Source organism: Iodobacter violaceini (genome assembly GCF_011601265.1).
Taxonomy (GTDB): domain Bacteria; phylum Pseudomonadota; class Gammaproteobacteria; order Burkholderiales; family Chitinibacteraceae; genus Iodobacter; species Iodobacter violaceini.
The window spans coordinates 139,421-161,821 of the sequence record NZ_JAAOLX010000005.1 but is presented as its reverse complement, the minus strand read 5'-3'; the positions used below and the strand labels follow the sequence as shown (position 1 = coordinate 161,821).

Genomic DNA, 22,401 nt, shown 5'->3' with positions numbered 1-22,401 from the left:
CGGGAGAAGAGCAGACCGCTACTTTCCATGAAATCAGTGGCTAAGCCCATAATCTAAAACCAGACCCATAAAAATCACCGCGCCCACCCTGTTGTTACTTAGAAAAGCTTTAAAGCAAGCTGCGGGTTCGCGGGCCATGATCTGGCTGTATTGCTGTGCGATCAGGCCGCTGGCAATCAGCAGCGAGATAAAGTAAATCAGGCCGCGCTGGCTTTGCAGCCCCAGCCATACCATCAGGGCAATAAAGCCTGTAAAGCAGAGCATCACCGCAATCACATCAAAGCGGCCAAAGGTGATGGCAGAGGTTTTGATGCCGATTTTTAAATCGTCGGGCCGGTCAACCATGGCGTATTCGGTATCATATGCGATGGTCCATAAAATATTGGCCAGCAGTAAGATCCATGCAAATGCAGGCACGCTGCCGGTTTGCGCGGCAAAGGCCATGGGGATGCCAAAGCCAAAGGCGATGCCTAAATAGGCTTGCGGCAGGGCCAGAAAGCGTTTGGTCAGCGGGTAAGAGCCTGCCAGAAATACGGCGGGGACAGAAAGCAGCAGTGTCAGCCTGTTTAAAGGCAGTACCAGTAAAAATGCGGTGGCTGCCAGCCCTGCGGCCAGAAGGAGCGCTTCTTTAGGACGCACTTCGCCAGAGACTAAGGGCCGGGCATGGGTGCGTGCCACATGGCCATCAAAATCACGGTCGCAATAATCGTTGATCACGCAGCCTGCGGCGCGCATTAAAAAGGTGCCCATGCAAAAAATCAGCAACAGCACAGGATCGGGACGGCCATTGCTGGCAAACCACAGCCCCCATAAGGTAGGCCAGAGCAGTAATAAAGTGCCGATGGGTTTGTCGATACGCATCAGGCGGGCGAAAGCAGGAAGACGGGATAGCATAGGGTGTGTCAGCTTCATAAAATATGCGCTTACTTTGCTGCCGTAAAGCGCTGGCGTCAAGGTGAATGGCGGCACAAGCCTGCCATGGTTTTTCAGGCAAGGGTGTATTGGCAAAGGGCAGGCAGAAATACTTCGGTCACCAGTAGTTTGTCGTGTCCTGCGTAAAAGACCGAGCGCCTTGCCCATAGCTTTTTCGGTAATTTGCCCACTGCGGCATGGGCTTTTTTCCAGAGCGGATGGCACTGATCAATGCAGCACCAGCTCAGGCCGGAGCGGCGGATGGTGGGATCAGCAAAGAGTAAAGCGCCTAATGGGCGGCTGCCGGTGCGGCCAAATAAATGAAATCCCTTGCGTAAAGCTGATCCGCTGGTGATGCTATGGGCGTAAACCAGCGGCGTTTGTCCGCTTTGCAGCAGCACTTCGCGGCAGGCGATGTGGCTTTTTGGGCCTAGTATATCTGCTTCGTCCTGATGGGCTTTTTGCCAGCCCTGAAACAGCACCCGGACAGTAATGTCAGGAAAATGCGCCATCAGCATGGCAGTCAGAGAACCGCGTTCGGTAAGCCATGGGTGCAGAGGGCGGGGGGCAAGACAAAGAGGAGTGCGCCAGTAATGCGGCAAAGACATAAAAATGCGCCAGGGTAAACAGAGGCTAGATTATAAGCAGTGTCAGCTTGCTTGTGTGCTGGCATATTTATTAGTTTGATGGGATGAGCAGCGGGAGTTTTAACGCTTTGCTGCTAAGCTGGAAAAATGAATAAAGTAAAGTTTTTGGGAATCAATTTTTTAGTGTTTTTGCCGGTGGCTGCCGCGCAAGAGATTACGCTGCGTATCGGGGTGAATCAGCAGTCATCTCCTCCTTATATTATGGGAGACAGCCTGCAGTTACAGCCTTTACCAGGGATTGCAATTGAACAGGTACGTGCTGCAGCAACGCATTGCGGTATCGTGCCGGATATCGAGCGTTATCCGCCTTTGCGATTACTGAACAGTTTAAAAAGCAACCTGATTCAGGGCGTGCTTATGCTCTCTTATACCGGGGAGCGTGCCACCTTTGCTGTTTATCCTATGCGTGATGATTTACCTGATCACAGCCAGCGTTTAACCACGCTGAGTTACGCTTTTTTTGTCAATCAGTCATCAAAGTTGGCTTGGGACGGGAAGAGCCTGACGGGTTTAAAGGGGAAAGTGGGGGCTAATATGGGGTGGTCGGTTGTTAAAGATTTGGAGCGGTTTAATATTCCTTTTGAAGCGGCGCTCAGTGTTGAAAATAACTTCGCCAAATTAAATGCCGGTCGTATTGATGCCTATGCAACCCAGCAAAATGTGGGCGATGCTTTTTTAGAGCAGCATAAAAAATTTAAAATAAGGCGCTTAGAGCCGGATATCAGTACAAAAGATTATTTTTTAATTTTTAGTAAATCTTTTTATGCAGAGCACCCTGGTCTGGCAACGTGTATCTGGAAAAAAATAGGCGATGAGCGTGATAAGTTATTAAAAAAACGCATTCCTGTTTATTTACGCGAGAAATAATGAATGAATATTGTTGCAATGACCCCCGAATTATTCTCCCGCTTCTGGCCCGTATTTTCTGCAATTATTCAGGCAGAAGAAACCTATGCATTTGATTCCGGCTTAACTGAGCAGCAGGCCTTTGATCTGTGGTGCACCCTGCCTGCCGAAACCTATGCCGCGCTGGCAGATGGTGTGGTGCTTGGCACTTATTACATTAAAGCCAATGCCAGCGGCCCGGGCGCACATGTAAGCAATTGCGGCTATATGGTGGCAGATGCAGCCAGAGGCAAAGGTGTGGCCAAAGCGCTGTGTCAGCATTCAAAACAGCGGGCCTTAGCGCTGGGTTTTAAAGCCATGCAATTTAATGCCGTAGTTTCAAGCAATACCGTGGCCGTGGCGCTGTGGCAAAAGCTGGGTTTTGAAGTGATTGGCAGGGTGCCTAAAGCTTACCGGCATAAGCAACTGGGTTTTGTGGATACGCTGGTGATGTATCAGTGGCTGGCTGAATAGTATGTAAGGGCTGATTTAATTTATTTACTGCGTTTGGAGCGTTTAAAAAAAATTAGCCCCATCAACAGGCAAAATAAACCAAGCAATAAAGAGGCGGGCCAGTTGATTTCGGTGCAGTCAGACATATTTGAATTTGAGCAAACTCTCAAAAATTCATGTTTTTCACTTACAGAATATGAATACGCTATTGCAGCAAGTGAGAAAGCAGCAACGCTGAAGCAAAGACTTATCAATGAAAAAATAAAATAGAGAAGTGGCAGGATACGCTGGTGATTTTTTTTCAAAATTTCAGGCTCCTGCTCACTTAAAATGGGACGATTTTAACTCTCATATTTTAATATTGTCTGAGACTGCCGCTTCAAACTCACCTTAAAACAACTTCCTCCTTCCGCAGGCGTTTGATATTCAACGTCCCCGCCGTGATGCTCGGCGATGCGTTTCACCAGCGCCAGCCCAAGGCCGTGGCCGCCTTTGCCTTCGGGCGTGCCGGGCGGGCGGTAAAAGGGCTCGAAGATATGGGGCTGCGCGGCCGCTGCAATGCCCGGGCCCTGGTCACAAATATAAAGCTGCACTCCATCCGCCACGGAATCAATGCGGATGCTTAATGGCGCTGCGCCATAGCGCCTGGCATTTTCTAAGAGATTGCGGATCAGGCGTTTTAAGAGGCGCGGATCAGCTTCGATTTCGGTCTCCGCCCCCTTTACGCTGGCCTGGTAGGGCACGGCTTCAATCTGGCACAGCTCAAGTAAATCAATATGCTGGGTTTGCAGGCTTTCCGGCCGCGCATCAAGGCGGCTCATCAGCAGTATCTCTTCGACCAGCTCATTGAGCTCGCTGATATTCTGGCTCAGCTCTTTCTGTAAATGGGCAGGGGCATGATCGCCCAGCAGGGTGGCGGCCATTTGCAGGCGGGCCAGCGGTGAGCGCAATTCATGCGAGGCATGGGCCAGCAGGTTTTTATGTGCGCTCAGCAGCTCGGCAATTTGCCCGGCGGCGCGGTTAAAGCGCATCGACAGCCGCGATACTTCGTCTTTGCCATGCACTGGTAAGCGCACAGAGAAATCTCCTTCACCTAAAGCATCCAGCTGGTTGGCGAGCGCTTCCAGACGGCGGGTCAGCTTGCGTGTCAGGGGGATGGCTGCAATCGCAATAGCCAGCGCCAGCATGGCAAAACCTGCCAGTAAGCCGGGGCTTTTTTCTCTATGCGGCGGACGGCCGACCAGAATCAGGCGCTGATCAGGCAGGCGTAATTGAAAAATACGCGGCTTACCCTGCATGAGGTCCAAAGGCTCGCCCACACTGGCAATGATTTGCCCGCCAGCTGCATAGAGGCTGATGGGAATATCGAATTCCTGCGTCAGCAGGGTAAAAGCGGCGGCTTGCTCGCTGACCGGCCGATCAGCAGGCGGAAGCGCCGCAGCCAGCAAATTAGCCGTGCCGTGGATTAATCGCCTGGGCGGCTGATCGTCATGCCATTGATAAAGCAGCCCCGCCAGAAGTGCAAATAACACCAGGCTGCCGACAACGGTAAAGTAAATCTGCCAGTAAAGCTTATGCCGCACGAGGAGTCCTTTTAGTTGGGTGATATTTGATGTAGGGCGGGAGAAACCTCATACGCGCTAACTAAATTGTTTTTTTAGCAAACAGCAAAAAAGCATAATAGCTACGTTCTTTGCATAGGGCTTCAAAGTCCCCTTGAAACACGCCGAAGCGAGGAACAAGCGGGGCGGGGTTTCGGCAAGGGAGCGAGGAACGAGCCAATCCCGCCCGCCGCCGACCCGAATGTCCACAGCGAAGGGGCCTTCGTGCTTTGCTGTTGTCGCTTGGCTTCGTTTCTTGGCGAAGCAAGAAAGGAAGGCCCTGCGGTGGCTACCGCTCCAAAATCTACATGCCGCAGGCACTAAAAAGATCTTTTTGATTTTGCTTAGCGCCTATGGGGTGCAACCCGCGAGCGATGCTGAAAAGAAGTCGGTTTCACCCGCCCTGCGATGATGCAATCCTTGTGCGGCAGCATCTGGTTAAGATTGACAGGTTTGGGTTTATCCACAAAGTGACGCAGCCATTAATCCTCCGTTTTAGCAAATACATAGCCCACACTGCGCACGGTGATGATGCGTTTTGGGGCTTTGGAATCGTCGCCCAGCGCTGCGCGAAGTTTGGAGATGTGTACGTCGATGCTGCGGTCAAAGGCTTCCAGCGTTTCACCGCGTACCTGATCTAAAATTTGCTCGCGGCTCAGCACTTTTCCGGCGTGGCGGGCAAGGCAAAGTAATAAATCAAACTGGTAGCTGGTGATGCTGCATGCCTGCCCCGCAACCATGACGCTGCGGGCGTCGGCGTCGATTTCTATATTGCCAAAAGTGAGCTGGCTGCTGCTGTCTGTGCTGTGCTGGCGGCGCAAGATGGCGCGTAATCGGGCGAGCAGCTCTCTGGCATCAAAGGGCTTGGCGAGATAATCGTCTGCGCCTAATTCCAGCCCCACAATCCGGTCGGTCACATCGCCTCTGGCGGTGAGCATCAGAATCGGCAGCGGGTGGGTTTGCCTGATTTGCCTGCATAAATCCAGACCGTCCGCATCGGGCAGCATTAAATCTAAAATCAGCGCATCAAAGCTGCGGCTGGCGAGGGTCGCTAAGCCGCGTTTACCATCGTGTGCCACCTCCACCGTAAAGCCTTGCTGGCGCAAATACTCAGCCAGCATTGCTGTAAGGCGTTCATCGTCGTCGATCAGTAAGAGCTGCCTGGGCATGCGATTCCTGTGTGCCTTATGTAGGAGAAGTTTCAGCCACGATGATTCGTGGCTGAAACGATGATTATTTTAAAATGCCTGCTTAACCGTGCTTGCGGCCTTTTCTGTCCATTTTTTCAACCAGTTTAAGCCTTTGTTCCGGAGTCAGGATTTTGCTGGCTTCGGCAAGAATGGCGGTCAGTTTGCGGGATGATTCATCCATCGCCTTCATCTTAGCTGCGCGCAGTGTTTCCAGCTGTGCGGCATCTACTGTGGTCTGGCTTAAGGCTTTGCGCAGCTCATCTCTGTCTTCGTGCATTGCGGCCCGTTGCGTTTGCATTTCTTTAAACGCTTGCTCTGCCAGCGGTTTGAGCTGGGCTTTTTGTGCATCGCTTGCGCCAACTTCCTGCAGCGCTTTATCTAAGCGGCCCTGCATCATTTTATGCATTTGCTCAGGATTGCCGTGGCGCATGCCCGGCCCGCCGCCACAATTGTCAGGTGCTGCTGCATAGGCTAAACCGCCTAAAGAAAGCCCCATTACAGCAATAATAGCTGCACGGCGTTTCATATGGCGATGTTGAAATTTGGCTTTAAGTGCGCTGAACATGGTGATTTCCTCAGATGTTGTTTGGTTTTGCAAGAAGACTTGCAACAACTGCAGAATAGCCGCACGGGGTAAAGCGTATGTGTTGCTTGTGTAAAGTTATGTGTAGATGGGCCTCTGGAGCAGTGCCTGCGAAATGCATCTGATGGCTCTGAATGGGCGGAAGTCATCAGCAGAGGCCATTTACAGGGGTAACCTTCACTTAAACCGCGGCGCACGGGGTGTTATCATTGTCTGTACAGTGTTTACTTATCTCTTAAGGAATCCCAATGAAAGACCTGAATACCAGCAATGCCCCTGCCGCAATCGGCCCTTATGTACAAGCTAAAGATATTGGTCAGCTGGTTTTTACTTCCGGCCAATTGCCAATTGATCCGGCTACGGGCGAAATGCCAGCGGCGGCAGGTGCACAGACTGCTCAGTGCCTCGCTAATGTGGCGGCCATCTTGCTGGAAGCAGGCCTGAACGCATCAAACATCATCAAGACCACGGTGTATGTAAAAGACTTAAACCATTTTTCTGAAGTTAACGAAGCCTATAGCCGTTTCTTTGAAGGCACAGGCAGCTACCCGGCCCGCAGCTGTGTAGAAGTAGCACGCCTGCCAAAAGACGCCATGGTAGAAATCGAAGTCATCGCACTGCGCGCTTAAGGTTTTAAAGTCTGTAAAAGTACCGCAGGAAGGGCAAAGCGCTTTACCTTGCCCTTCCTGAACTTATTCTTCCCATCCCCCGCCTAAAGCCATAAATACGGCAATCTGATTGCTGGTGAGCGCTGCATTCGAGCTGGCGAGGGCGCTGCTTGCGCTGGCCAGGCTGCGGTTGGCATCCAGCACGGTCAGGTAGTTTGTTTTCCCCGATTTATATAACTGCTGTGCCTGCCTTGCGGCTTCGGTGCTGGCATTGTGGGCGCTGATCAGTGCCGCATTGCGGTCCAGTTCGCGCGCGTAAACGGTGAGGGCGCTTTCGACCTCTCTGAGGGCGGTTAGCAGGGTGGCGTCGAACTTAGCCAATGCACCATCTGCACCTGCCGTGGCCGCTGCAATTCTGGCCCGGGTTGCGCCGGTATTGGGAATGGTCCAGGAAATCAGCGGACCTATGCCCCAGCGCATGGTGTTGCTGTCGCCAAACTGATCTGAAGGGCCGGCAGAGCCGGCGGTTAATCCCAGACTGATAGTGGGGTAGAGATCGGCCGTGACCACGCCAATGCGGGCGGTGGCGGCGGCCAGGCTGCGCTCGGCCTGGCGGATATCCGGGCGGCGGCGCAGTAAATCGCTGCCTTTGCCGCTGGGAATCGTGCTGGCCAGCTGTGGTGTGGTATTGCACTGTAAAACCGGCGCAGGCAAGACAGATTCGATCGCTTCAGGCACATGGCCGGTGAGTACGGCAAGACGGTACATGGCGATACGGCGCTGCGCCTGCAAAGGGGGCAGGGCGGCTTGTAACTGGGCCAGCAGCCCGCGTGAGCGCACTACATCAAGCGATGTGCCGCGGCCTGCTTTAAAGAGTTTTTCATCCAGACTCAGGCTTTGCATTTGCAAGCTGACCGATTGCTCCGCTACCTGCAGCTGCCTGCCGGATGAGCAGATATCGGCAAAGGCGCGGGTGGTTTCACCCGAGACAGACACGCGGACTAAATCATAGGCTGCTTTGGCGGCTTCGCTATCGGCTTGCGATGCTTCAATGCCCCGGCTGATTTTACCTGCCAGATCAAACTGGTAAGCCACGCTCACGCCGGTGTCGTAGCTGTAATCGTCGTCTAAAGCTTTGGGTAAACCTTTGGCGGCAGCGGAAGGGCGGCCATAGCCCGGGGCAAGGTTCATGCTGATATTGGGTGATTGCAGGCTTTGCGCTTCACCCAGCAGTGCGCGGGTGCGGGCAAGATTGGCGGCGGCCTGGCGTAAATCAGTATTGGCGGTAAAGGCCTTTTCAATCAGCTGGTTAAGTGCCGGATCGTGGTAAAGCTGCCACCAGTTTTTGGGCAGGGCTTGCTCGCTTTTAGCTTCTGAAAAACCGCCTTGTGCGGCGCTAATGTCAACTTTGCTATCCGCCGGGCCTTGGTAATCAGGGCCAACGGCAGCACAGCCTGCCAAGGCCAGTATGGCAAGCAAAGGTATTTTTTTGAGCATCATCATCTCTTATTTCTTTGCCGCAGGCTGGACTTTAACCGTGACCGTCTGGCCAGCAAGCAGGCGCACATCGTCAGGGACTTTATCAATGGCCACGCGCACCGGAATACGCTGGGCTAAACGTACCCAGTTAAAAGTAGGGTTGATATTGGGTAAAAGATTACTGCTGGGCGCGCGGTCACGATCGGCAATCCCTGCGGCGATGCTTTCTACATGGCCTTTAATTTCGGCTTTTTGCCCCATGATATTCAGGGTGACAGGCGCATTGATATTGATTTTTCCCAGTTTGGTTTCTTCAAAATAACCCTCTGCATAGAAGGAATCCCGATCCACCAGCGCCAGCGTGGGTTTACCTGCAGTAGCAAAGCCGCCTTTTTGTAAATCGAGATTGGTGATCACGCCGTTCACCGGGGCATAGACGCGCGAGCGTGCCAGATTCAGTTTCGCCACATCATGATTTGCCATGGCCTGAGCCAGCGCCGCTTGCAGCGATTCAACTTTGGCCAGTGTCTGCTCAATGCTTTCCTGTGAAATCACGTCGCCCAATGATTTATTACGGCTGGCTTCACGCTCAGCTTGCTTTAAAGCGCTGCGTTGCGCCTGTACGGCGGCTTCAGCCTGGCGTAAAGACAGAGCAAAGCGTTCTCTGTCGATTTCAAATAAAAGCTTGCCTGCTTTTATTTCCTGATTATCCCGCACCGCTACCGCAGTGACCTGGCCGCTTACATCGGGGGCCACCTGAATAACTTGTGCGCGCACCCGGCCATCGCGTGTCCATGGCTCAACTTCATAGTGATTCCATAGGCGCATGCCGGTAAAAATAGCGGTGGCTGCGATGGCCAGGGTAATCAGAATTTGAATTATTTTTTTCATTCTTTAACTCGATAAAAGCGTGTTGAGAAAGCCTAAAAGAACTACAAAGAGCGCAGTATCAAAGAGCGCCGGGTGCCAGACCCATTGATAAAATCCGATGCGCTGTAAAATCCAGCGGCTTAGCCAGTAAGGCAGAAACGTCAGAATACTGAGCACTAAAAGCTGCGGCATAAACAGGCCAAATAATTCGATTTCCATCATTGCTGCGGCTCCTGAGTGAGCCCAAAACAAGCATGGCGAAGCAACTCTGTTTCCATCATGGCAGTAGCGCCTCTGAGTGCCTGTTGGTCATGGTTTTTCATCCTGGTGATTGGGCATAGCTATGGCTTGTTGCGATAAGTCTGCGATAGGTTGATGAGATAAATCTGCGGCGGTATCGGGGAATAAATCACGGCGGATGCCCACTAATGCGGCAATCAGGGCCAGCTGTGCAGCCGGGCCGCTTTCCTGAATGGCTCCCCGTAAAGTGTTGTCCAGCTGGCTGAGCAGGCGGGCAGAAGGGATGGCTTGCGCAGCGCGCTGCGCAAAGTATGCGGACAACTGGGTAAGGAGGGGCTGAATATGCAGGGGCAGCTGCTCCTGGTGCTGAATCAGAATGGTCATTTCATGCCCTATGCGTAAATCATTGAGCACGCTGGCGGCAGGGGCCGGATCGGCTAAGGTGGCTAAGCGCGGTGCAAGCAGGCCCAGCCTGTCTGTCATCCGGGAGGCAAAGGCTTTATCCGGCACGGCGGCTTTGCCAAGCCTGGCTAAATCCTGCCAGCCGGCACGCAGCAGCCGGTCGATAACCCATTCTCCGGATAAAGACCGAATCAGCCCGGTTGCCACCAGTGCGCTCGCGATGCCGGCTAATTCGCCAAATTTATTATTTAAAAAAGTATTCATGTCGGCCATGGCGGTATCTTGCAAAGCCAGTGTGCTGGCCAGCACCAGCGTGGTCATCAGCGCAGGAAAAGCGCTGGCTGGCCGCATCATAAAAATGCCTAAAATAAAAAACACAGGAAACATCAGCATCGCCAGCATGCCAAAGCTATGCGCAGCAGGCAGAACCACCAGCAGATAAAAAGCTGAAAGCGGAATCGTCACCACCGATAAAATAAAGGTGACTTTAATAGCCGGGGCCGGGTTATCCAGTGCGGCAAAAAGCGAGCAGGCCACCGCCGCCATCACCGCCGCCATCATGCCCGATGGCCATGCGGAAGCAATCCAGAATGCGCCGCTCAGGGTAATGGCCAAAAAGGCCGTCAGCGCTGATCTGAATGCCACACCGCGGTCCTGGTGCAATTTATCCATACTGGTTTTGATCAGGATTTTTTCGATATCAGGGCTGATGACCGAAGAAGTCTGATTCATCGCCCGGCGAATCTCTGCCGCATTGGTGCAGCACTGAATCAGCGCCGTCAGCCGGGTGGCCAGATTGATCAGCAGCACATCCTGCCAGGTGCTTTGTGCGCTGGCTTTAGGCGTGAGTGCGCTTATTTCTGTGCAGAGCACACCGGCCTGAGCGGCATCGGTGCCCGCTTCAATCCAGGCGGCAATGCGGTTAAGCATTGCCTGCCATTCTGGCGGCAATTCGCCCAGGGCCAGCTTGCGGTCTTCAATGGCATAAAGCAGCGGCAGCGCCAGGGCAAGCTGGTCGCATAAGCCATTCACCAGCCCAGCTGCCCAGCGCAAGCGTGAAGTATCAAAAGGCAGGTGGGTGGCTAAAAGACGCAGCTCAGAAATAGTACCGGCCATTTTGCGCCGGTCTGCATCACTGTCTTTTGCGCTTTTTAAAACATCCAGTATCCATGTTCTGGCTTTGCCCCGGGCTTCATCAATCCGCGCCAGCAGATTAGGGCCAACAGGCACAGGCAGTATCAGGCTGTGAATCAGCGTGGCGCAGATAATCCCCAGGGTGATTTCTTCCACGCGGGCGAGCGCCACATCAAAAATAGCGCCCGGCATGCTGACGCTGGGAAACCCAATCAGGGCGCAGGTATAGCCTGCCAGCAAAAAGGTATAGCTGCGCGGGGTGCGGTCCAGTAAAGATAAATAGATGCAAAGGCTGATCCATAGTGCCAAAGCCAGCAGCAGTAATTCGGGCGCATTCACTAAATTGGGCACCAGCAGCAGGGTTACGACCGATCCCAGCACCGTGCCAATCACCCGATATATCGCTTTGGAGCGCACCGCTCCGGAAAAAGGGTGGGCCACAATATAAGCCGTGAGCATGGCCCAGAATGGCCGGGGTAAATCCATGCTGAAGGCGATATACAGCGCCAGCATGGCGGCGGCAAAGCTTTTAAGCGAGAAGGAGATTTCACCAAACGAAGGAAGCTTCACGGCTGCTCGCTTATGTATTGTTCCAGTGTCAGGCGGATATGGCTGAAAACACGGTTGCAGGCTTCAAGGTCTTCCACCGTCAGCCCGCCAAACACGCGCGCTCTTAAGCCTGCCAGCAAGAGCTCAATTTTGCCCGCCTGAACTTTGCCTGCTTCTGTCAGACAAAGAATTTTAGCGCGGCGGTCCTGCTGGTCTTCTGTGCGCACAACCAGCCCGTCGCTGACCAGGCGATCAATCACCCTGATTAAAGAAGCCGCTTCGATGCCGACCATTTCGGCTAATACACCGTGGCGGATGCCGGGGTTGCGGCCGATCAGCAGCAAAGGCAAGGTGCTCGCCACACTTAAATCGCAGCGATGTGCGCAATGATCCACAGCACTGCGGTACAAGCGCGACAGCAGGGTAATTTCGTGGGGGAGCGAGGTGCTTAGCTGCTCTTTAATGGAGGTCATGAATTTATCTCTTTAGCTAATAGTTAGCATGGTAGCTAATTTTATGGCATTTGGCTTTCCCACTATTGCCATCCGCTCTGCTGCACGTTTTACATATACTTAAAAGCGAAGCATTACTTAACAGTGATAGGAATTTACTGTTTAAGCCGCTAAATGCTTTCAATTTGTGCCGAAGTATGAACATAATTCAGTAAGTTTATTGCCTTGTCATTATGTGCCACTTGTTTTTTTAACCAGATGGAAACTATGAAGCCTTCCCGCCTGACATTTTTAAGCTTAGCGCTTGCCCTTGCCTTTCTGCCTGCCATCAGCCCCGCCGCGACAAAGCCGCCAGTAAGCAGCCACACTGCTTCGGGAATCAAACTCATCCGTACGGTTGAGGGGATGAATGAATATGAGTTAAGTAATGGTTTAAAAGTCTTGCTGGTACCCGATGCCAGCAAACCCATTACCACGGTAAATATCACTTACCGTGTGGGCTCTAAGCATGAAAATTACGGCGAAACAGGGATGGCCCACCTTTTAGAGCATTTGATGTTTAAAGGCAGCAAGGCGCATCCAAGGCTGTGGGAAGAAATGAGCCAGCGCGGCGTGCAATTTAACGGCACCACATGGCTCGATCGCACCAATTACTACGAGACTTTTGCGGCTAAGCCAGAAACGCTGGAATGGGCACTGGCGATGGAAGCCGATCGCATGGTGAATTCGCGTATTTCAGGCGACGATCTGAAAACCGAGTTTTCTGTTGTGCGTAATGAAATGGAAAAAAACGAAAACTCGGCTTCGCGTATTTTAATTCAGCGCATTTTATCGGCCGCTTACCAATGGCATAACTATGGCAAAGACACGATTGGGGCGCGTACCGACGTAGAAAACGTCAGTATTCCGCGCCTGCAGGATTTCTGGCGCAAATACTATCAGCCGGATAATGCGGTACTGGTGGTGGCAGGCTCGTTTGATACTGCACAAACGCTGAAACTGATTGAAAAGAATTTTGGCGTGATTCCCCGGCCCAAACGCATTCTTGAAAGCACTTATACTTTAGACCCCGTGCAGGATGGCGAGCGCAGTGTGGTGGTGCGCCGTGTGGGCGACAGCCAGTTTGTGGGTGCTGCCTACCATACCGTACCTGCAGCGCATCCTGATTACGCCGCTTTTGAAGCGCTCTCGATTATTCTGGGTGATACGCCCAATGGCCGTCTTTATAAATCATTGGTAGAGAGTAAATTAGGTACAGGCGTGTTTGCATGGTCGGCTAATTTAGAAGAGCCGGGCTTTATTTTATTTGCGGTTGAATTACGCAGTGAGCAAAATTCAATTGTGCCGGTTGAAAAAAACGATCAAAGCATTGTTGTTGCTAAAAAAGTATTAATTAATACGATTGAGGATTTAGCAAATAACCCAATCAGCGATGAAGAGCTGGCAAGGGCTAAAGCCAAAATAGACAGTGATATGAACAAAGTATTTAACAGCCCGGAGCAATTGGGCGTGGCTTTGTCCGATCATATTGGTAATGGCGACTGGCGCTTATTGTTTTTATTAAGAGACCGGGTTAAAGCACTCAGCAAAGCCGATGTGCAGCGCGTGGCGCAAACCTGGCTGAAAGCCAGCAACCGCACGACGGGTGAATTTATTCCCGAAGCAGATCCAAAGCGGGCACCTAAACCTGCCAAAGTTGATATTGCAGAGCAGCTTAAGCAATTTAAACCTGGCGTCGCTGTAGCCGCAGGTGAAAGCTTTGATGCCTCACCTAAAAATATTGATCAGCGCACACACAGCGGTCAGTTTGCCAATGGCATGAAATACGCATTCCTGCCTAAGTCTACCCGTGGCAATACGGTTTCGGCCAGTTTGTCATTTAATATGGGTAATGAGAAAAACCTTCAGGGCAAAGCGATTATTGCCAGCTTAACTGCGGATATGCTCGATCGTGGTACTAAAAAACTGACGAGCAAGCAATTTTCTGAGCAGTTAAATAATTTGCAGGCCAAATTGCAAATTGGCGGAGATGTGAATCGAGTGTCGGTTTACCTGGAAACCATAAAGGGCAATTTGCCAAAAGTATTGGATTTAGTAAACGACGCTTTACGTGAACCCGCATTTGATGCAACAGAGTTCTCTTTGCTCATTAATCAGGAATTAGCCCAGCTGGAAGCATCACGCAAAGAGCCGCAAGCAATTGCCGGGGACATACTTAAAAGCAAACTCAATACATGGCCAGCAGGTGATCCGCGCGCTTATATCCCGATTGAGCAAAGAATTGAGCAGACAAATGCAGTTAAGTTAAGTGATCTTAAATCTTTCTGGGATACATTCTATGGGGCAAATCACGCTGAAGTCGCCATAGTTGGTGATTTTGACGAGGCTGCCATTCAATCCCAGCTGGCTAAGCAATATGGCAGCTGGAATGCAAAGCAGGGTTACGCCCGCTTAGCACGCCCGTTCCAGGAAAATAAATCACTGGATATCAAGCAACAAACACCAGACAAAGCCAATGCCTTTTTTATTGGCCGCATCGCCTTGCCTGTGGGCGATCAGCATGCCGATTACCCCGCGCTGGCCTTTGCTAATTATCTTTTAGGCGGCAGTATGAATTCCAGAATTATGGAGCGCATTCGCCAGAAAGACGGCATCAGCTACGGTGGTGGCTCAAATGTGCAGGTATCCAGCCAGGATGAATCGGGTAGTTTCTTAACTTACGCCATTTACGCGCCAGAAAACCGCGCCAAACTGGAAGCGGGGATTCGTGAAGAAATAGCACGGGTACGTAAAGAGGGCTTTAGCGATTCAGAAATTAAGCTGGGTAAAGAAAGCTTTGTGCAGCAAATGCAATTGTCACGTACACAGGACGGCAGTTTAGCGGGAGCTTTGGCCAATAATTTATATTTGGGCAGAACCATGCAATTTAGCGCTGATTTTGAATCCAAAATAAAAGCGCTCAGCCCGGAGCAAATTAAAGCGGTGGTGGTGAAATATATTGATCCGGCCCGGTTGTCTGTGGTTTACGCGGGGGATTTTGATAAGAAATAGGCCGCTTGCGGGTACGCAGATTAAATGGCGGCCCCGGAATACTGGTACGGGCCGCCTCAGGATGAAGCTTTAACAATCAGCTTTTGCGGGGCGCCATTTACAGCGCTCTATATTTTTTAAGTGTAAAAGCCGGCATACATTGCCGGCTTTTTTTCGTCTGAAGCATGAGTTCACTTGCTGTCTTATATCTTACGTTTTTATTTCTTGGTATTATTTACACTTTCTGCTTGTTTTCATTGTCTTTTGTTTGTCATAAAATTTGTTTACTTTGTTTGTAAGTTTTTTTGTTTTTCACAGCAAGCTATGGGTGGTTTTTTTCAGCGTGGTGCTGTTGATTGTGCTTGTTGTTTCAGTGTTTATTTTTGTTTATTTCTGTTTTTAAAATTCTAAATATGCAGGAGCAAAAAGTGAAAACTAAGCAGGCAGTTCAGATTGCAATCATTGGCATGGGGCCACGCGGGCTCACTGTGCTGGAAAGAATCATTGCCCATGCTCTGGCTAAAACAACGCAAGATTTACTGATTTATCTTTTTGATCCAAGAGACCCGGGCTCAGGCTGTCATTGGCCAAGCCAGCCCGATCATTTATTGGTTAACTCGGTTGCAGGGCAAATCACTCAGTTTGCGGATGAAACAGTAAAAGATGCAGGCCCGATTCTTGGCGGGCCTTCGTTTTATCAGTGGCTGACAGATAGCCATGGGGCAGAAGGCGCGGCCGCAATATGCCCGGATGCTTATTACTCAAGAAGTATGTTTGGCGAGTATTTGCAATGGGTTTATCACTATCTTTTGCATCTTGCGCCAGCAAATTTAAAAGTTGTGTTCTGTAAAGAGCCCATTAAAAGTGTGCAGCGCCAGGCCGAAGGCGCATGGACTTTACTGACAGAAACGAGCCAATCCTTTCATGCGGATTATTTCTTTTTAACCACCGGGCATACCAAGCCTAAGCCGCCGCATGTGCATCAGGCAGGGCCGGCCATTGTGACAGACCCCTATCCGATTGCAGAAAAGCTGGCTTTTATCCCTGCAGATTGCACCGTTGCCATTGAAGGACTGGGCCTGTCTACATTTGATATTTTTTCATATTTAACCGTGGGCAGAGGGGGGAGGTTTGTGCGCGCGGCTGTGACGGGAGCGTTGCAATATATTCCATCGGGGCAGGAGCCAAAAATTTGCGCTTTTTCACGCTCCGGCCTGCCGCTTTCAGCCCGGGCGATTAATCAGAAAGGCGTTTCCGGGCAATACCGGCCACGCTTTCTGACCATGGATAAAGTGCTGGAGCTGCGAAAAACGGGCCCGCTGGATTTTGTTAAATCCATTTTGCCCCTGCTGCTTAATGATATGAAATACGCCTATTACGAGGCTTACTTTAAACAAAAAAAAGGTCATATTGCAGCGATGCTGTTTTGTAATCGCTTTGTTTTTGCCACCAGTGCTGAGGAAAGGCAAAAACTGATTGCAGAGCAGGTGCCTGTGCACGAGCAATTCTCATGGGAGCAGTTAGTCAGCCCTGTTTATGCAGAGGCTTTGCAAAGCCATGAAAGCTTTAAAACATGGCTGATGATGTATCTGGGGCAGGATATTTTTGAGGCGCAGCAAGGCAATATCAACAGCCCCATTAAGGCTGCAAGCGATGTATTGCGGGATTTACGCGATCATTTGCGGGCCGCAATTGATTTTGCAGGTTTAACAGAGGCATCGCACCGCTGGCTTTATTCCAGCTTTTTGCCGGTGATGAACCGGGTTGCGGTTGGCCCGCCTAAAGAAAGAATCGAGGAGATGCTTGCCCTGATGCAGGCGGGCGTGCTTACCGCTGATTTCGGGCCGGGGGCCGAGTGCAAAAAAGAGGGCGACAGCCTGATTCTGAGCGCCAAACGCTGGCCGCAGCAATGTAAGGTAGATGTACTGATTAAGGCCAGAGTCTCGATGCACAGCCCAAAGGATGATGAATCCAGCCTGTTGCAGCAGCTATTGAAGAGTGGTCAGGCACGCTTGTTTTACAACGGGTCTTTTCATCCTGGCGGAATGGATGTGGACCGCAATTTTAATTTGATCGCCGCAGATGGATCGCCCGTCGCCAATGCCTGGGCCTTGGGGATTCCCACGGAAGGGGCCAAATTTTATACCTTTGTGGTGCCAAGGCCGGGCGTCAATTCTACGGCGGTCGTCGATGCGGGGCGCGCCGTGGCCCGGATGCTGTCCATGATTGAAAAAAAACATGCGCGCAGCAAAGAGGTTGTTCATGCGGAATAAGGCCTTTAACGGGCTGAGCTTAGCGGGGCTGTCTGCCACATTTGTCGGCAATGGGATTGGCCGTTTTGCCTATGTGGCCCTGATGCCCGCCCTGATTCAGGCCGGGTGGTTTTCAAAAAGTGATGCATCCTACCTGGGGGTGGCTACCCTGGCCGGTTATTTGCTGGGCGCACCGCTTGCTCATTACTTAACAAAAATGTATTCGCTGAGGTTTTTATTACGTTTGGCGATGCTGCTTTGCTCGATGAGCTATCTGGCCTGTGCACTGCAAAATACCGGCCTGCCATGGTTTTATTTCTGGCGGACCATGGCGGGAGTGGGGGGCGCAATGCTGATGGTGCTGGCAGCTCCTGCCATTGTGATTCAGCACAAAGAGGCGATTCGCGGCAAGGTTAGCGGCATTGTTTTTTCGGGTATTGGCCTCGGGGCGATGGCATCTGGAACACTGATTCCCCTGCTGATTTCTCAGAGCGTGGCGGCGGCCTGGCTGGGCATGGGCACGATTTGTTTGTTGTTAACCATCCTGACATGGGAGGCGTGGGGGCAGGAAGCACCCGCCGCGGCTAAAGCTGTGGCGGCATCGCTTGAGCCAATGTCAAAGAAAGCCAGGCTGGCAGCATGCCTGGTCTTGCTGGCCTATGTATTGAATGCGGTGGGGTATTTGCCTCATACCCTGTTCTGGATTGATTACATTGTTCGTGAGCTGAAAATGCCACTGGCTGCAGGGGGATTTTTCTGGGCCGTATTTGGCTTGGGAGCAGCCGTTGGCCCCTTAATCACCGGTACTTTGGGTGACTATTTTGGCTTTAAGCGCTGCCTGATGGCGTGTTTTTTGCTAAAAGCTGCGGGTGTGGCTTTGCCCTTATTCAGCAGCAGCCCGGCGGCATTATTTTTATCATCCTTTTTGGTGGGGGCATTTACCCCCGGCATTGTGGCCATTATTTCGACCTATATGCTTGAGTGTGTGGGGGCTGCCAGGCATCGTAAAGCGTGGAGTGCCATGACATTCAGCTTTGCCGCTTCACAATTACTTGCGGGCTATTTTATGGCAGCCGCTTCTGTGAATGCCGCGTCTTATCGCCCTTTATTTTTGATCAGTGCTATTGCACTGGTTTTTTCTGCACTGTGTATTTTTCTTGTGAATCCCAGGCCTGAACCTTCACTTGAGCTGAGCCTGAAAGGAAGCCATTAATGCGTCTCTTTTTAAATGATACCTCGCCATTTTCACGATTAGTGCTGATTACTGCTTTAGAAACAGGCGTGAGCCAGCTTGATTTTGTGTGGGTTGATCCATGGGCATGGCCAGAATCATTATTACAACTTAACCCTTTTTCTCTGGTACCCACGCTTGAAATTACCGAAGGGGAGGCCTTATACGAAAGCCTGTTTATTTGCGATTATCTGCTGGCACAGGGTAAGGGCGGGCTGAGCCATTCTTCCCGTGATGTAAAAAGTTTGCAGCGCTATGCACTGGGCAAGCTGCTGATGGAAACCGCCTTTAAGAAAGTGGTTAATGACCGGTTTTCCGGCGCGGATCATGCCCTTTCAGAGCGGGGCTTTGCCGCTTTACAAAGGGCATTGGCACAGCTTGAAATTTGGCTGGCTGCTAAAGACGAGGGCGCTGAGCTGTCATTGCCGGATCTGTGCCTTGCCGTTGCGCTGGAATATACCCGGTTCAGGCTGCCCGGTTTGTTTGCGGCCCATGCAGGGCCGCAGACACTTGCCTGGCTGATTCCGTATCAAAACAGGCCGTCCTTTGTGGCGACGGCACCGCAGCGGCTTAGTGCAAAGCCCGCTTCTTTGCATCTTTTGTAAACATCAGATGCAAACCCTGCGGGTGCATGCTCTTTTTGCGGGTGGAATTAGTGTGATTGGCGATGGAGGCCACCGCAGCGGTTTGCGAAAACAGCGCAGGGAAGGGGCGGTATGGGCAGACGGGCAGGGCATGGCGGGCGATGAGATTGTGGATCTTCGCAGCCATGGCGGGCCGGATCGCGCGCTGAGTTTATTTGCTTTTGAGCACTATGCTGATTTGCAAAAGATGTTTCCTGAAGCGGCAGAGCCATTGATTGCGGGCAGTATGGGCGAGAATATTGTCTGCCAGGGCGGCAGGGATCAGGATTTTTTTATCGGCGATATTTACCGTGCTGGCGATGTGGTATTTCAGATCAGCCAGCCACGAAGCCCCTGCTGGAAGCTCAATCAGCGTTTTGGCGTTCCACATTTGTCAAAAATACTACAGGAGCAGCACCGGGCAGGATGCTATGCCCGGGTGCTGACGGCGGGCTTTATGAGTGCAGGCCAGGCCATCACGCTGCAATCACGCCCGGCTCATTCCTGCAGTATTGCGGCTTTTTGGGAGCAGGTACTTTGCCGCAGGCCTGATCCGGCCGTACTGAGTGCGCTTGCAAATACAGCAGGGCTGGCAGAAGAATGGCGGGTACGTTTAACAGACAGAATCAGCTGGCTTGAAGCGCAGCAGGTGTAAACGGGCATCCCACATATGGAATGCCCGGTTTTTTCAGAGCCAGCCGCTTAGGCTCTTTTTTACTTTATTACCCAGCATCTCTTAATAAAACCAGCGGTGATGTTTTGCTGAGTTTATGCAGGCGTCTGAGCACTGCCAGTGCGGTAATCGCTGCTCCGGCCAGCAGGCTGGCAAAAGGCAGCCAGTAATTAAATGCCACGGGCAGCTCGAGTAATTCCTGGCCAATTACCATGCCGCCAAGGCTGGCCATCAGCCCGGCCACGAGGCCGGCAATACCGCCAACCAGCAGGCTTTCAAACAGCCACACACTGCGCAGTTTCTTTGAGGTGGCGCCTAGTGCCCGCAAGATAGCGGCTTCTCTGGCGCGTTCGGATTCGGTGGTGTCCAGCGCGGCAAACAGCACCGTTATCCCAGCTGCGATGCAGAATAAAAACACCAAACGCAGCGCTGCTGCTGATAAATCCAGAATCCGCCGCACTTCGGCCAGTACCTGGCCCACGTCGATAATTGTGACATTGGGCAGGGCTTGCACCAGCTCGGGTACGATGTTTTTTTGTGCTTCGCTGAGATGAAAGCTGGTAATCAGGCTGGTGGGCAAATCAGCAACCAAAGCTTTACTGGCGACTACAAAAAAGTTAACGCGAAAGGAATCCCAGTTCACTTCGCGCAGATTCACTACCGGTGCAGTGACGGTGCTGCCGGCAATATCAAAGCTCAGCACATCGCCCAGCTTGATATTTAAAGTAGTGGCCAGTTTGGCTTCTACCGAGAAACCGGGCTCTGCATCATTGAGCGGCTTACCGGCAACAATGCGGTTATCGTCGCTCAGGATATCGCCCCATGAAAGATTGAATTCGCGCTCGGCCAGATGTTTGGCTCTGTCTTCCTGAAAGTTTTCCGGCTTGATGGCCTGTTTGTTTTGCATGGTCCAGCGGCCACGTATCATGCTTTGCAGTGCGGGCGCGGCCATGTGGCGATTGATAAAACGCTGTTCAAATTGCACGGCTTGTTCGGGCTGAATATTCACTGCAAAGTGATTGGGGGCGTCCGCTGCCACACGGCCTTCCCATGTTTTAAGTAAATCACCTTCCACCACGGTGAGCAGCCAGATGCCCAAAAGGCCAATCGCTAAAGCGCCCAGCTGTGCAAAGGCAAGACTAGGGCGGCGCAGCAACTGGCGCAGTGCCAGCTTAATCGGGTGCTCTGGCAGGATGCGGGACAAAAGCCAGAGCAGGCCAAGGCCGCTGCCGCCAGCAAGCAGCAGCGTGGCGACAATCCCGGCCCCCACCATCAGGGCCAGTTTGGCTTCGGCGGCAATCCACCACAGCAGCAATAACAGTGCGACAAGGGTGAGTGCCCATTGCAATATCAGGCTGGCTTTAGGCTCTAATTCATGGCGCAATACACGCAGTGGCGGGGTATTCGCCAGTGCCAGCAGCATCGGCCCCGCGCTGCCCATCAGCAGCACAAATCCCAATAAAGAGGCGACCAGCCAGGGCAGCAAAGTGCCATCAGGCAGGGCTGCAGGCAGGCGGTTCTGAATACTGAATACCAGTAAGCTTTGCGCGCCCCAGCCCAGCAAGCCGCCCGCCACGCTGGCTGCCAGTGTAAGCAGGGCCAGTTGTGACAGCAGCAGGGTACGCACGGTGCCCCGGCTGGCGCCGAGTGTGCGCAGCAGGGCAACAGTATCAAAATGGCGGGTGGCAAAACGGCGCGCCGCCAGCAAAATTGCCATGGCGGCGAGGCAGCCTGCAAGTAAGGAAGTCAGGCGCAAAAAGCGCTCGGCACGCTCTAAAGCGGTTTTTACCTCGGGGCGGGCATCGCGTACGTCTTCCAGTTTTTCTCCCCGGATGAGCTTGGGCTGCACGGCCTGATGCCATGCAGCGATAGTGGCTGGCGGGCCAGCAACCAGTAAGCGGTATTTCACCCGGCTGCCAAACCCCAGTAAGCCGCTGGCGGCAAGGTCTTGCTGATTGATCATTAAGCGGGGCTGCAGGCCAGAGAAATCCATGGCGGCATCTGGCTCGCGCTCAATCAGGGCGACGAGTTTCAGCCTGAGCTGGCCGATTTCCAGCGTGTCGCCCAATTTAAGCTTTAAAGTGGCTGCCAGCCTTGCATCCGCATAAGCCGTGCCCGCCTCTGGTGCGGTGCTGACATGGCCATCCGGCGCGAGCTTTAACTGGCCCCGCAAAGGGTAAGCATGGCTGACTGCTTTAACAGAAGACAGCATTACCTGGCCATTAAACCCAGCCATGCTGGGAAAAACAGCGGTTTCTGCAGCATTTAAGCCAAGGCGCTCTGCCTGCTGCCGGTAACTGGCGCTGAGGGCGTGGTCTGAGCTGATGACAGCATCGGCGGCCAGCAGATCATTCGCTTCCAGCGCCAGCAGCTTCTCCATCCTGGCCGACAGCAGGCCTACAGCGGTGAGGGCGGCAATGGCAATGATCAGCGCCGCCAAAAGGGTGCGATATTCCCCGGCCTGAAAGCTGCGGTAAAACAAACGCCAATTGAGTTTGTGCATGGGTTTTCCGTAAGTGCAAATTGTTGCTGCTGATGTGGAGCGTGAGCTTTTTGCCTCTGATGGCATCAGGTTATGCAAACAATT

Annotated in this window: 19 protein-coding genes; 8 read left to right on the top strand and 11 right to left on the bottom strand. The window is 52.3% G+C overall.

What is annotated here, in order from left to right:
• Nucleotides 1-33: 33 nt before the first annotated feature.
• The gene (gene ubiA / locus HA050_RS11055; protein ID WP_166825825.1) at nucleotides 34-912 is read right to left on the bottom strand and encodes a 4-hydroxybenzoate octaprenyltransferase; all 879 of its coding nucleotides are present in this window, start codon (nucleotides 910-912) and stop codon (nucleotides 34-36) included.
• A gap of 74 nt (nucleotides 913-986) precedes the next feature.
• Nucleotides 987-1,520, bottom strand: a complete 534-nt coding sequence (locus tag HA050_RS11050; RefSeq protein WP_166825823.1) for a chorismate--pyruvate lyase family protein — start codon at nucleotides 1,518-1,520, stop codon at nucleotides 987-989.
• A gap of 126 nt (nucleotides 1,521-1,646) precedes the next feature.
• Between HA050_RS11050 and HA050_RS11045 the strand changes: the two genes are divergently transcribed.
• Together HA050_RS11045 and HA050_RS11040 are read left to right on the top strand one after the other, a co-directional pair.
• Complete coding sequence (locus HA050_RS11045; protein WP_166825820.1) at nucleotides 1,647-2,426, top strand: substrate-binding periplasmic protein; 780 nt, start codon at nucleotides 1,647-1,649, stop codon at nucleotides 2,424-2,426.
• A gap of 3 nt (nucleotides 2,427-2,429) precedes the next feature.
• Entirely contained in the window at nucleotides 2,430-2,918 is a 489-nt protein-coding gene (locus tag HA050_RS11040; protein WP_240929042.1) for a GNAT family N-acetyltransferase, read from the top strand.
• A 320-nt stretch (nucleotides 2,919-3,238) separates the two neighbouring features.
• Here the strand turns inward: HA050_RS11040 and HA050_RS11035 are convergent, their stop codons facing one another.
• The 3 genes from HA050_RS11035 to HA050_RS11025 all read right to left on the bottom strand — a co-directional run bounded on the left by HA050_RS11035 (nucleotide 3,239) and on the right by HA050_RS11025 (nucleotide 6,253).
• Entirely contained in the window at nucleotides 3,239-4,480 is a 1,242-nt protein-coding gene (locus HA050_RS11035) for a HAMP domain-containing sensor histidine kinase (protein WP_166825818.1), read from the bottom strand.
• A gap of 500 nt (nucleotides 4,481-4,980) precedes the next feature.
• Nucleotides 4,981-5,667, bottom strand: coding sequence for a response regulator (locus HA050_RS11030; RefSeq protein WP_166825815.1), 687 nt, complete (start codon nucleotides 5,665-5,667; stop codon nucleotides 4,981-4,983).
• Nucleotides 5,668-5,749: 82 nt separating this feature from the next.
• Nucleotides 5,750-6,253 (bottom strand): Spy/CpxP family protein refolding chaperone, encoded by a 504-nt coding sequence (locus HA050_RS11025; RefSeq protein WP_166825812.1) that lies wholly within the window; start codon nucleotides 6,251-6,253, stop codon nucleotides 5,750-5,752.
• Nucleotides 6,254-6,519: 266 nt separating this feature from the next.
• Between HA050_RS11025 and HA050_RS11020 the strand changes: the two genes are divergently transcribed.
• Nucleotides 6,520-6,900 (top strand): Rid family detoxifying hydrolase, encoded by a 381-nt coding sequence (locus tag HA050_RS11020; protein ID WP_166825810.1) that lies wholly within the window; start codon nucleotides 6,520-6,522, stop codon nucleotides 6,898-6,900.
• Between the two features lie 63 nt (nucleotides 6,901-6,963).
• On the opposite strand, the gene HA050_RS11015 is transcribed toward HA050_RS11020, so the two are convergent.
• The 5 genes from HA050_RS11015 to HA050_RS10995 all read right to left on the bottom strand — a co-directional run bounded on the left by HA050_RS11015 (nucleotide 6,964) and on the right by HA050_RS10995 (nucleotide 12,026).
• Nucleotides 6,964-8,382: an efflux transporter outer membrane subunit gene (locus tag HA050_RS11015; protein ID WP_166825807.1), complete on the bottom strand. Its 1,419-nt coding sequence runs from the start codon at nucleotides 8,380-8,382 to the stop codon at nucleotides 6,964-6,966.
• 3 nt (nucleotides 8,383-8,385) lie between these two features.
• Nucleotides 8,386-9,249: an efflux RND transporter periplasmic adaptor subunit gene (locus tag HA050_RS11010; protein WP_166825804.1), complete on the bottom strand. Its 864-nt coding sequence runs from the start codon at nucleotides 9,247-9,249 to the stop codon at nucleotides 8,386-8,388.
• A gap of 3 nt (nucleotides 9,250-9,252) precedes the next feature.
• A complete protein-coding gene (locus HA050_RS11005) occupies nucleotides 9,253-9,450 on the bottom strand; it encodes a DUF1656 domain-containing protein (protein ID WP_166825801.1) in 198 nt (65 codons plus the stop codon).
• 87 nt (nucleotides 9,451-9,537) lie between these two features.
• The gene (locus HA050_RS11000; RefSeq protein WP_166825798.1) at nucleotides 9,538-11,574 is read right to left on the bottom strand and encodes an FUSC family protein; all 2,037 of its coding nucleotides are present in this window, start codon (nucleotides 11,572-11,574) and stop codon (nucleotides 9,538-9,540) included.
• Nucleotides 11,571-12,026: a MarR family winged helix-turn-helix transcriptional regulator gene (locus tag HA050_RS10995; RefSeq protein WP_166825795.1), complete on the bottom strand. Its 456-nt coding sequence runs from the start codon at nucleotides 12,024-12,026 to the stop codon at nucleotides 11,571-11,573. The genes HA050_RS11000 and HA050_RS10995 overlap by 4 nt, the downstream gene beginning before the upstream one ends.
• Nucleotides 12,027-12,272: 246 nt before the next feature.
• Between HA050_RS10995 and HA050_RS10990 the strand changes: the two genes are divergently transcribed.
• The 5 genes from HA050_RS10990 (at nucleotide 12,273) to HA050_RS10970 (ending at nucleotide 19,796) form a co-directional block, all read left to right on the top strand.
• Nucleotides 12,273-15,056 (top strand): M16 family metallopeptidase, encoded by a 2,784-nt coding sequence (locus HA050_RS10990; RefSeq protein WP_166825792.1) that lies wholly within the window; start codon nucleotides 12,273-12,275, stop codon nucleotides 15,054-15,056.
• A 407-nt stretch (nucleotides 15,057-15,463) separates the two neighbouring features.
• Nucleotides 15,464-17,308: an FAD/NAD(P)-binding protein gene (locus tag HA050_RS10985; protein ID WP_166825789.1), complete on the top strand. Its 1,845-nt coding sequence runs from the start codon at nucleotides 15,464-15,466 to the stop codon at nucleotides 17,306-17,308.
• Nucleotides 17,298-18,500, top strand: coding sequence for a YbfB/YjiJ family MFS transporter (locus tag HA050_RS10980; protein ID WP_166825786.1), 1,203 nt, complete (start codon nucleotides 17,298-17,300; stop codon nucleotides 18,498-18,500). Before HA050_RS10985 ends, HA050_RS10980 begins: the two co-directional genes overlap by 11 nt.
• A complete protein-coding gene (locus HA050_RS10975; protein WP_166825784.1) occupies nucleotides 18,500-19,123 on the top strand; it encodes a glutathione S-transferase family protein in 624 nt (207 codons plus the stop codon). The genes HA050_RS10980 and HA050_RS10975 overlap by 1 nt, the downstream gene beginning before the upstream one ends.
• A 7-nt stretch (nucleotides 19,124-19,130) precedes the next feature.
• The gene (locus HA050_RS10970) at nucleotides 19,131-19,796 is read left to right on the top strand and encodes an MOSC domain-containing protein (RefSeq protein ID WP_166825781.1); all 666 of its coding nucleotides are present in this window, start codon (nucleotides 19,131-19,133) and stop codon (nucleotides 19,794-19,796) included.
• Nucleotides 19,797-19,863: 67 nt separating this feature from the next.
• On the opposite strand, the gene HA050_RS10965 is transcribed toward HA050_RS10970, so the two are convergent.
• Nucleotides 19,864-22,317: an ABC transporter permease gene (locus HA050_RS10965; RefSeq protein ID WP_166825778.1), complete on the bottom strand. Its 2,454-nt coding sequence runs from the start codon at nucleotides 22,315-22,317 to the stop codon at nucleotides 19,864-19,866.
• Nucleotides 22,318-22,401: the final 84 nt, after the last annotated feature.

What these genes read in the sequence shown, in the direction of transcription:
- ubiA (WP_166825825.1), bottom strand. Translation starts at nt 912, where the DNA reads ATGAAGCTGACACACCCTATGCTATCCCGTCTTCCTGCTTTCGCCCGC.
- HA050_RS11015 (WP_166825807.1), bottom strand. Translation starts at nt 8,382, where the DNA reads ATGATGATGCTCAAAAAAATACCTTTGCTTGCCATACTGGCCTTGGCA.
- HA050_RS11020 (WP_166825810.1), top strand. Translation starts at nt 6,520, where the DNA reads ATGAAAGACCTGAATACCAGCAATGCCCCTGCCGCAATCGGCCCTTAT.
- HA050_RS11045 (WP_166825820.1), top strand. Translation starts at nt 1,647, where the DNA reads ATGAATAAAGTAAAGTTTTTGGGAATCAATTTTTTAGTGTTTTTGCCG.
- HA050_RS10970 (WP_166825781.1), top strand. Translation starts at nt 19,131, where the DNA reads ATGCAAACCCTGCGGGTGCATGCTCTTTTTGCGGGTGGAATTAGTGTG.
- HA050_RS10975 (WP_166825784.1), top strand. Translation starts at nt 18,500, where the DNA reads ATGCGTCTCTTTTTAAATGATACCTCGCCATTTTCACGATTAGTGCTG.
- HA050_RS11005 (WP_166825801.1), bottom strand. Translation starts at nt 9,450, where the DNA reads ATGATGGAAATCGAATTATTTGGCCTGTTTATGCCGCAGCTTTTAGTG.
- HA050_RS11030 (WP_166825815.1), bottom strand. Translation starts at nt 5,667, where the DNA reads ATGCCCAGGCAGCTCTTACTGATCGACGACGATGAACGCCTTACAGCA.
- HA050_RS10965 (WP_166825778.1), bottom strand. Translation starts at nt 22,317, where the DNA reads ATGCACAAACTCAATTGGCGTTTGTTTTACCGCAGCTTTCAGGCCGGG.
- HA050_RS11025 (WP_166825812.1), bottom strand. Translation starts at nt 6,253, where the DNA reads ATGTTCAGCGCACTTAAAGCCAAATTTCAACATCGCCATATGAAACGC.
- HA050_RS10995 (WP_166825795.1), bottom strand. Translation starts at nt 12,026, where the DNA reads ATGACCTCCATTAAAGAGCAGCTAAGCACCTCGCTCCCCCACGAAATT.
- HA050_RS10980 (WP_166825786.1), top strand. Translation starts at nt 17,298, where the DNA reads ATGCGGAATAAGGCCTTTAACGGGCTGAGCTTAGCGGGGCTGTCTGCC.
- HA050_RS11050 (WP_166825823.1), bottom strand. Translation starts at nt 1,520, where the DNA reads ATGTCTTTGCCGCATTACTGGCGCACTCCTCTTTGTCTTGCCCCCCGC.
- HA050_RS11040 (WP_240929042.1), top strand. Translation starts at nt 2,430, where the DNA reads ATGAATATTGTTGCAATGACCCCCGAATTATTCTCCCGCTTCTGGCCC.
- HA050_RS10990 (WP_166825792.1), top strand. Translation starts at nt 12,273, where the DNA reads ATGAAGCCTTCCCGCCTGACATTTTTAAGCTTAGCGCTTGCCCTTGCC.
- HA050_RS11010 (WP_166825804.1), bottom strand. Translation starts at nt 9,249, where the DNA reads ATGAAAAAAATAATTCAAATTCTGATTACCCTGGCCATCGCAGCCACC.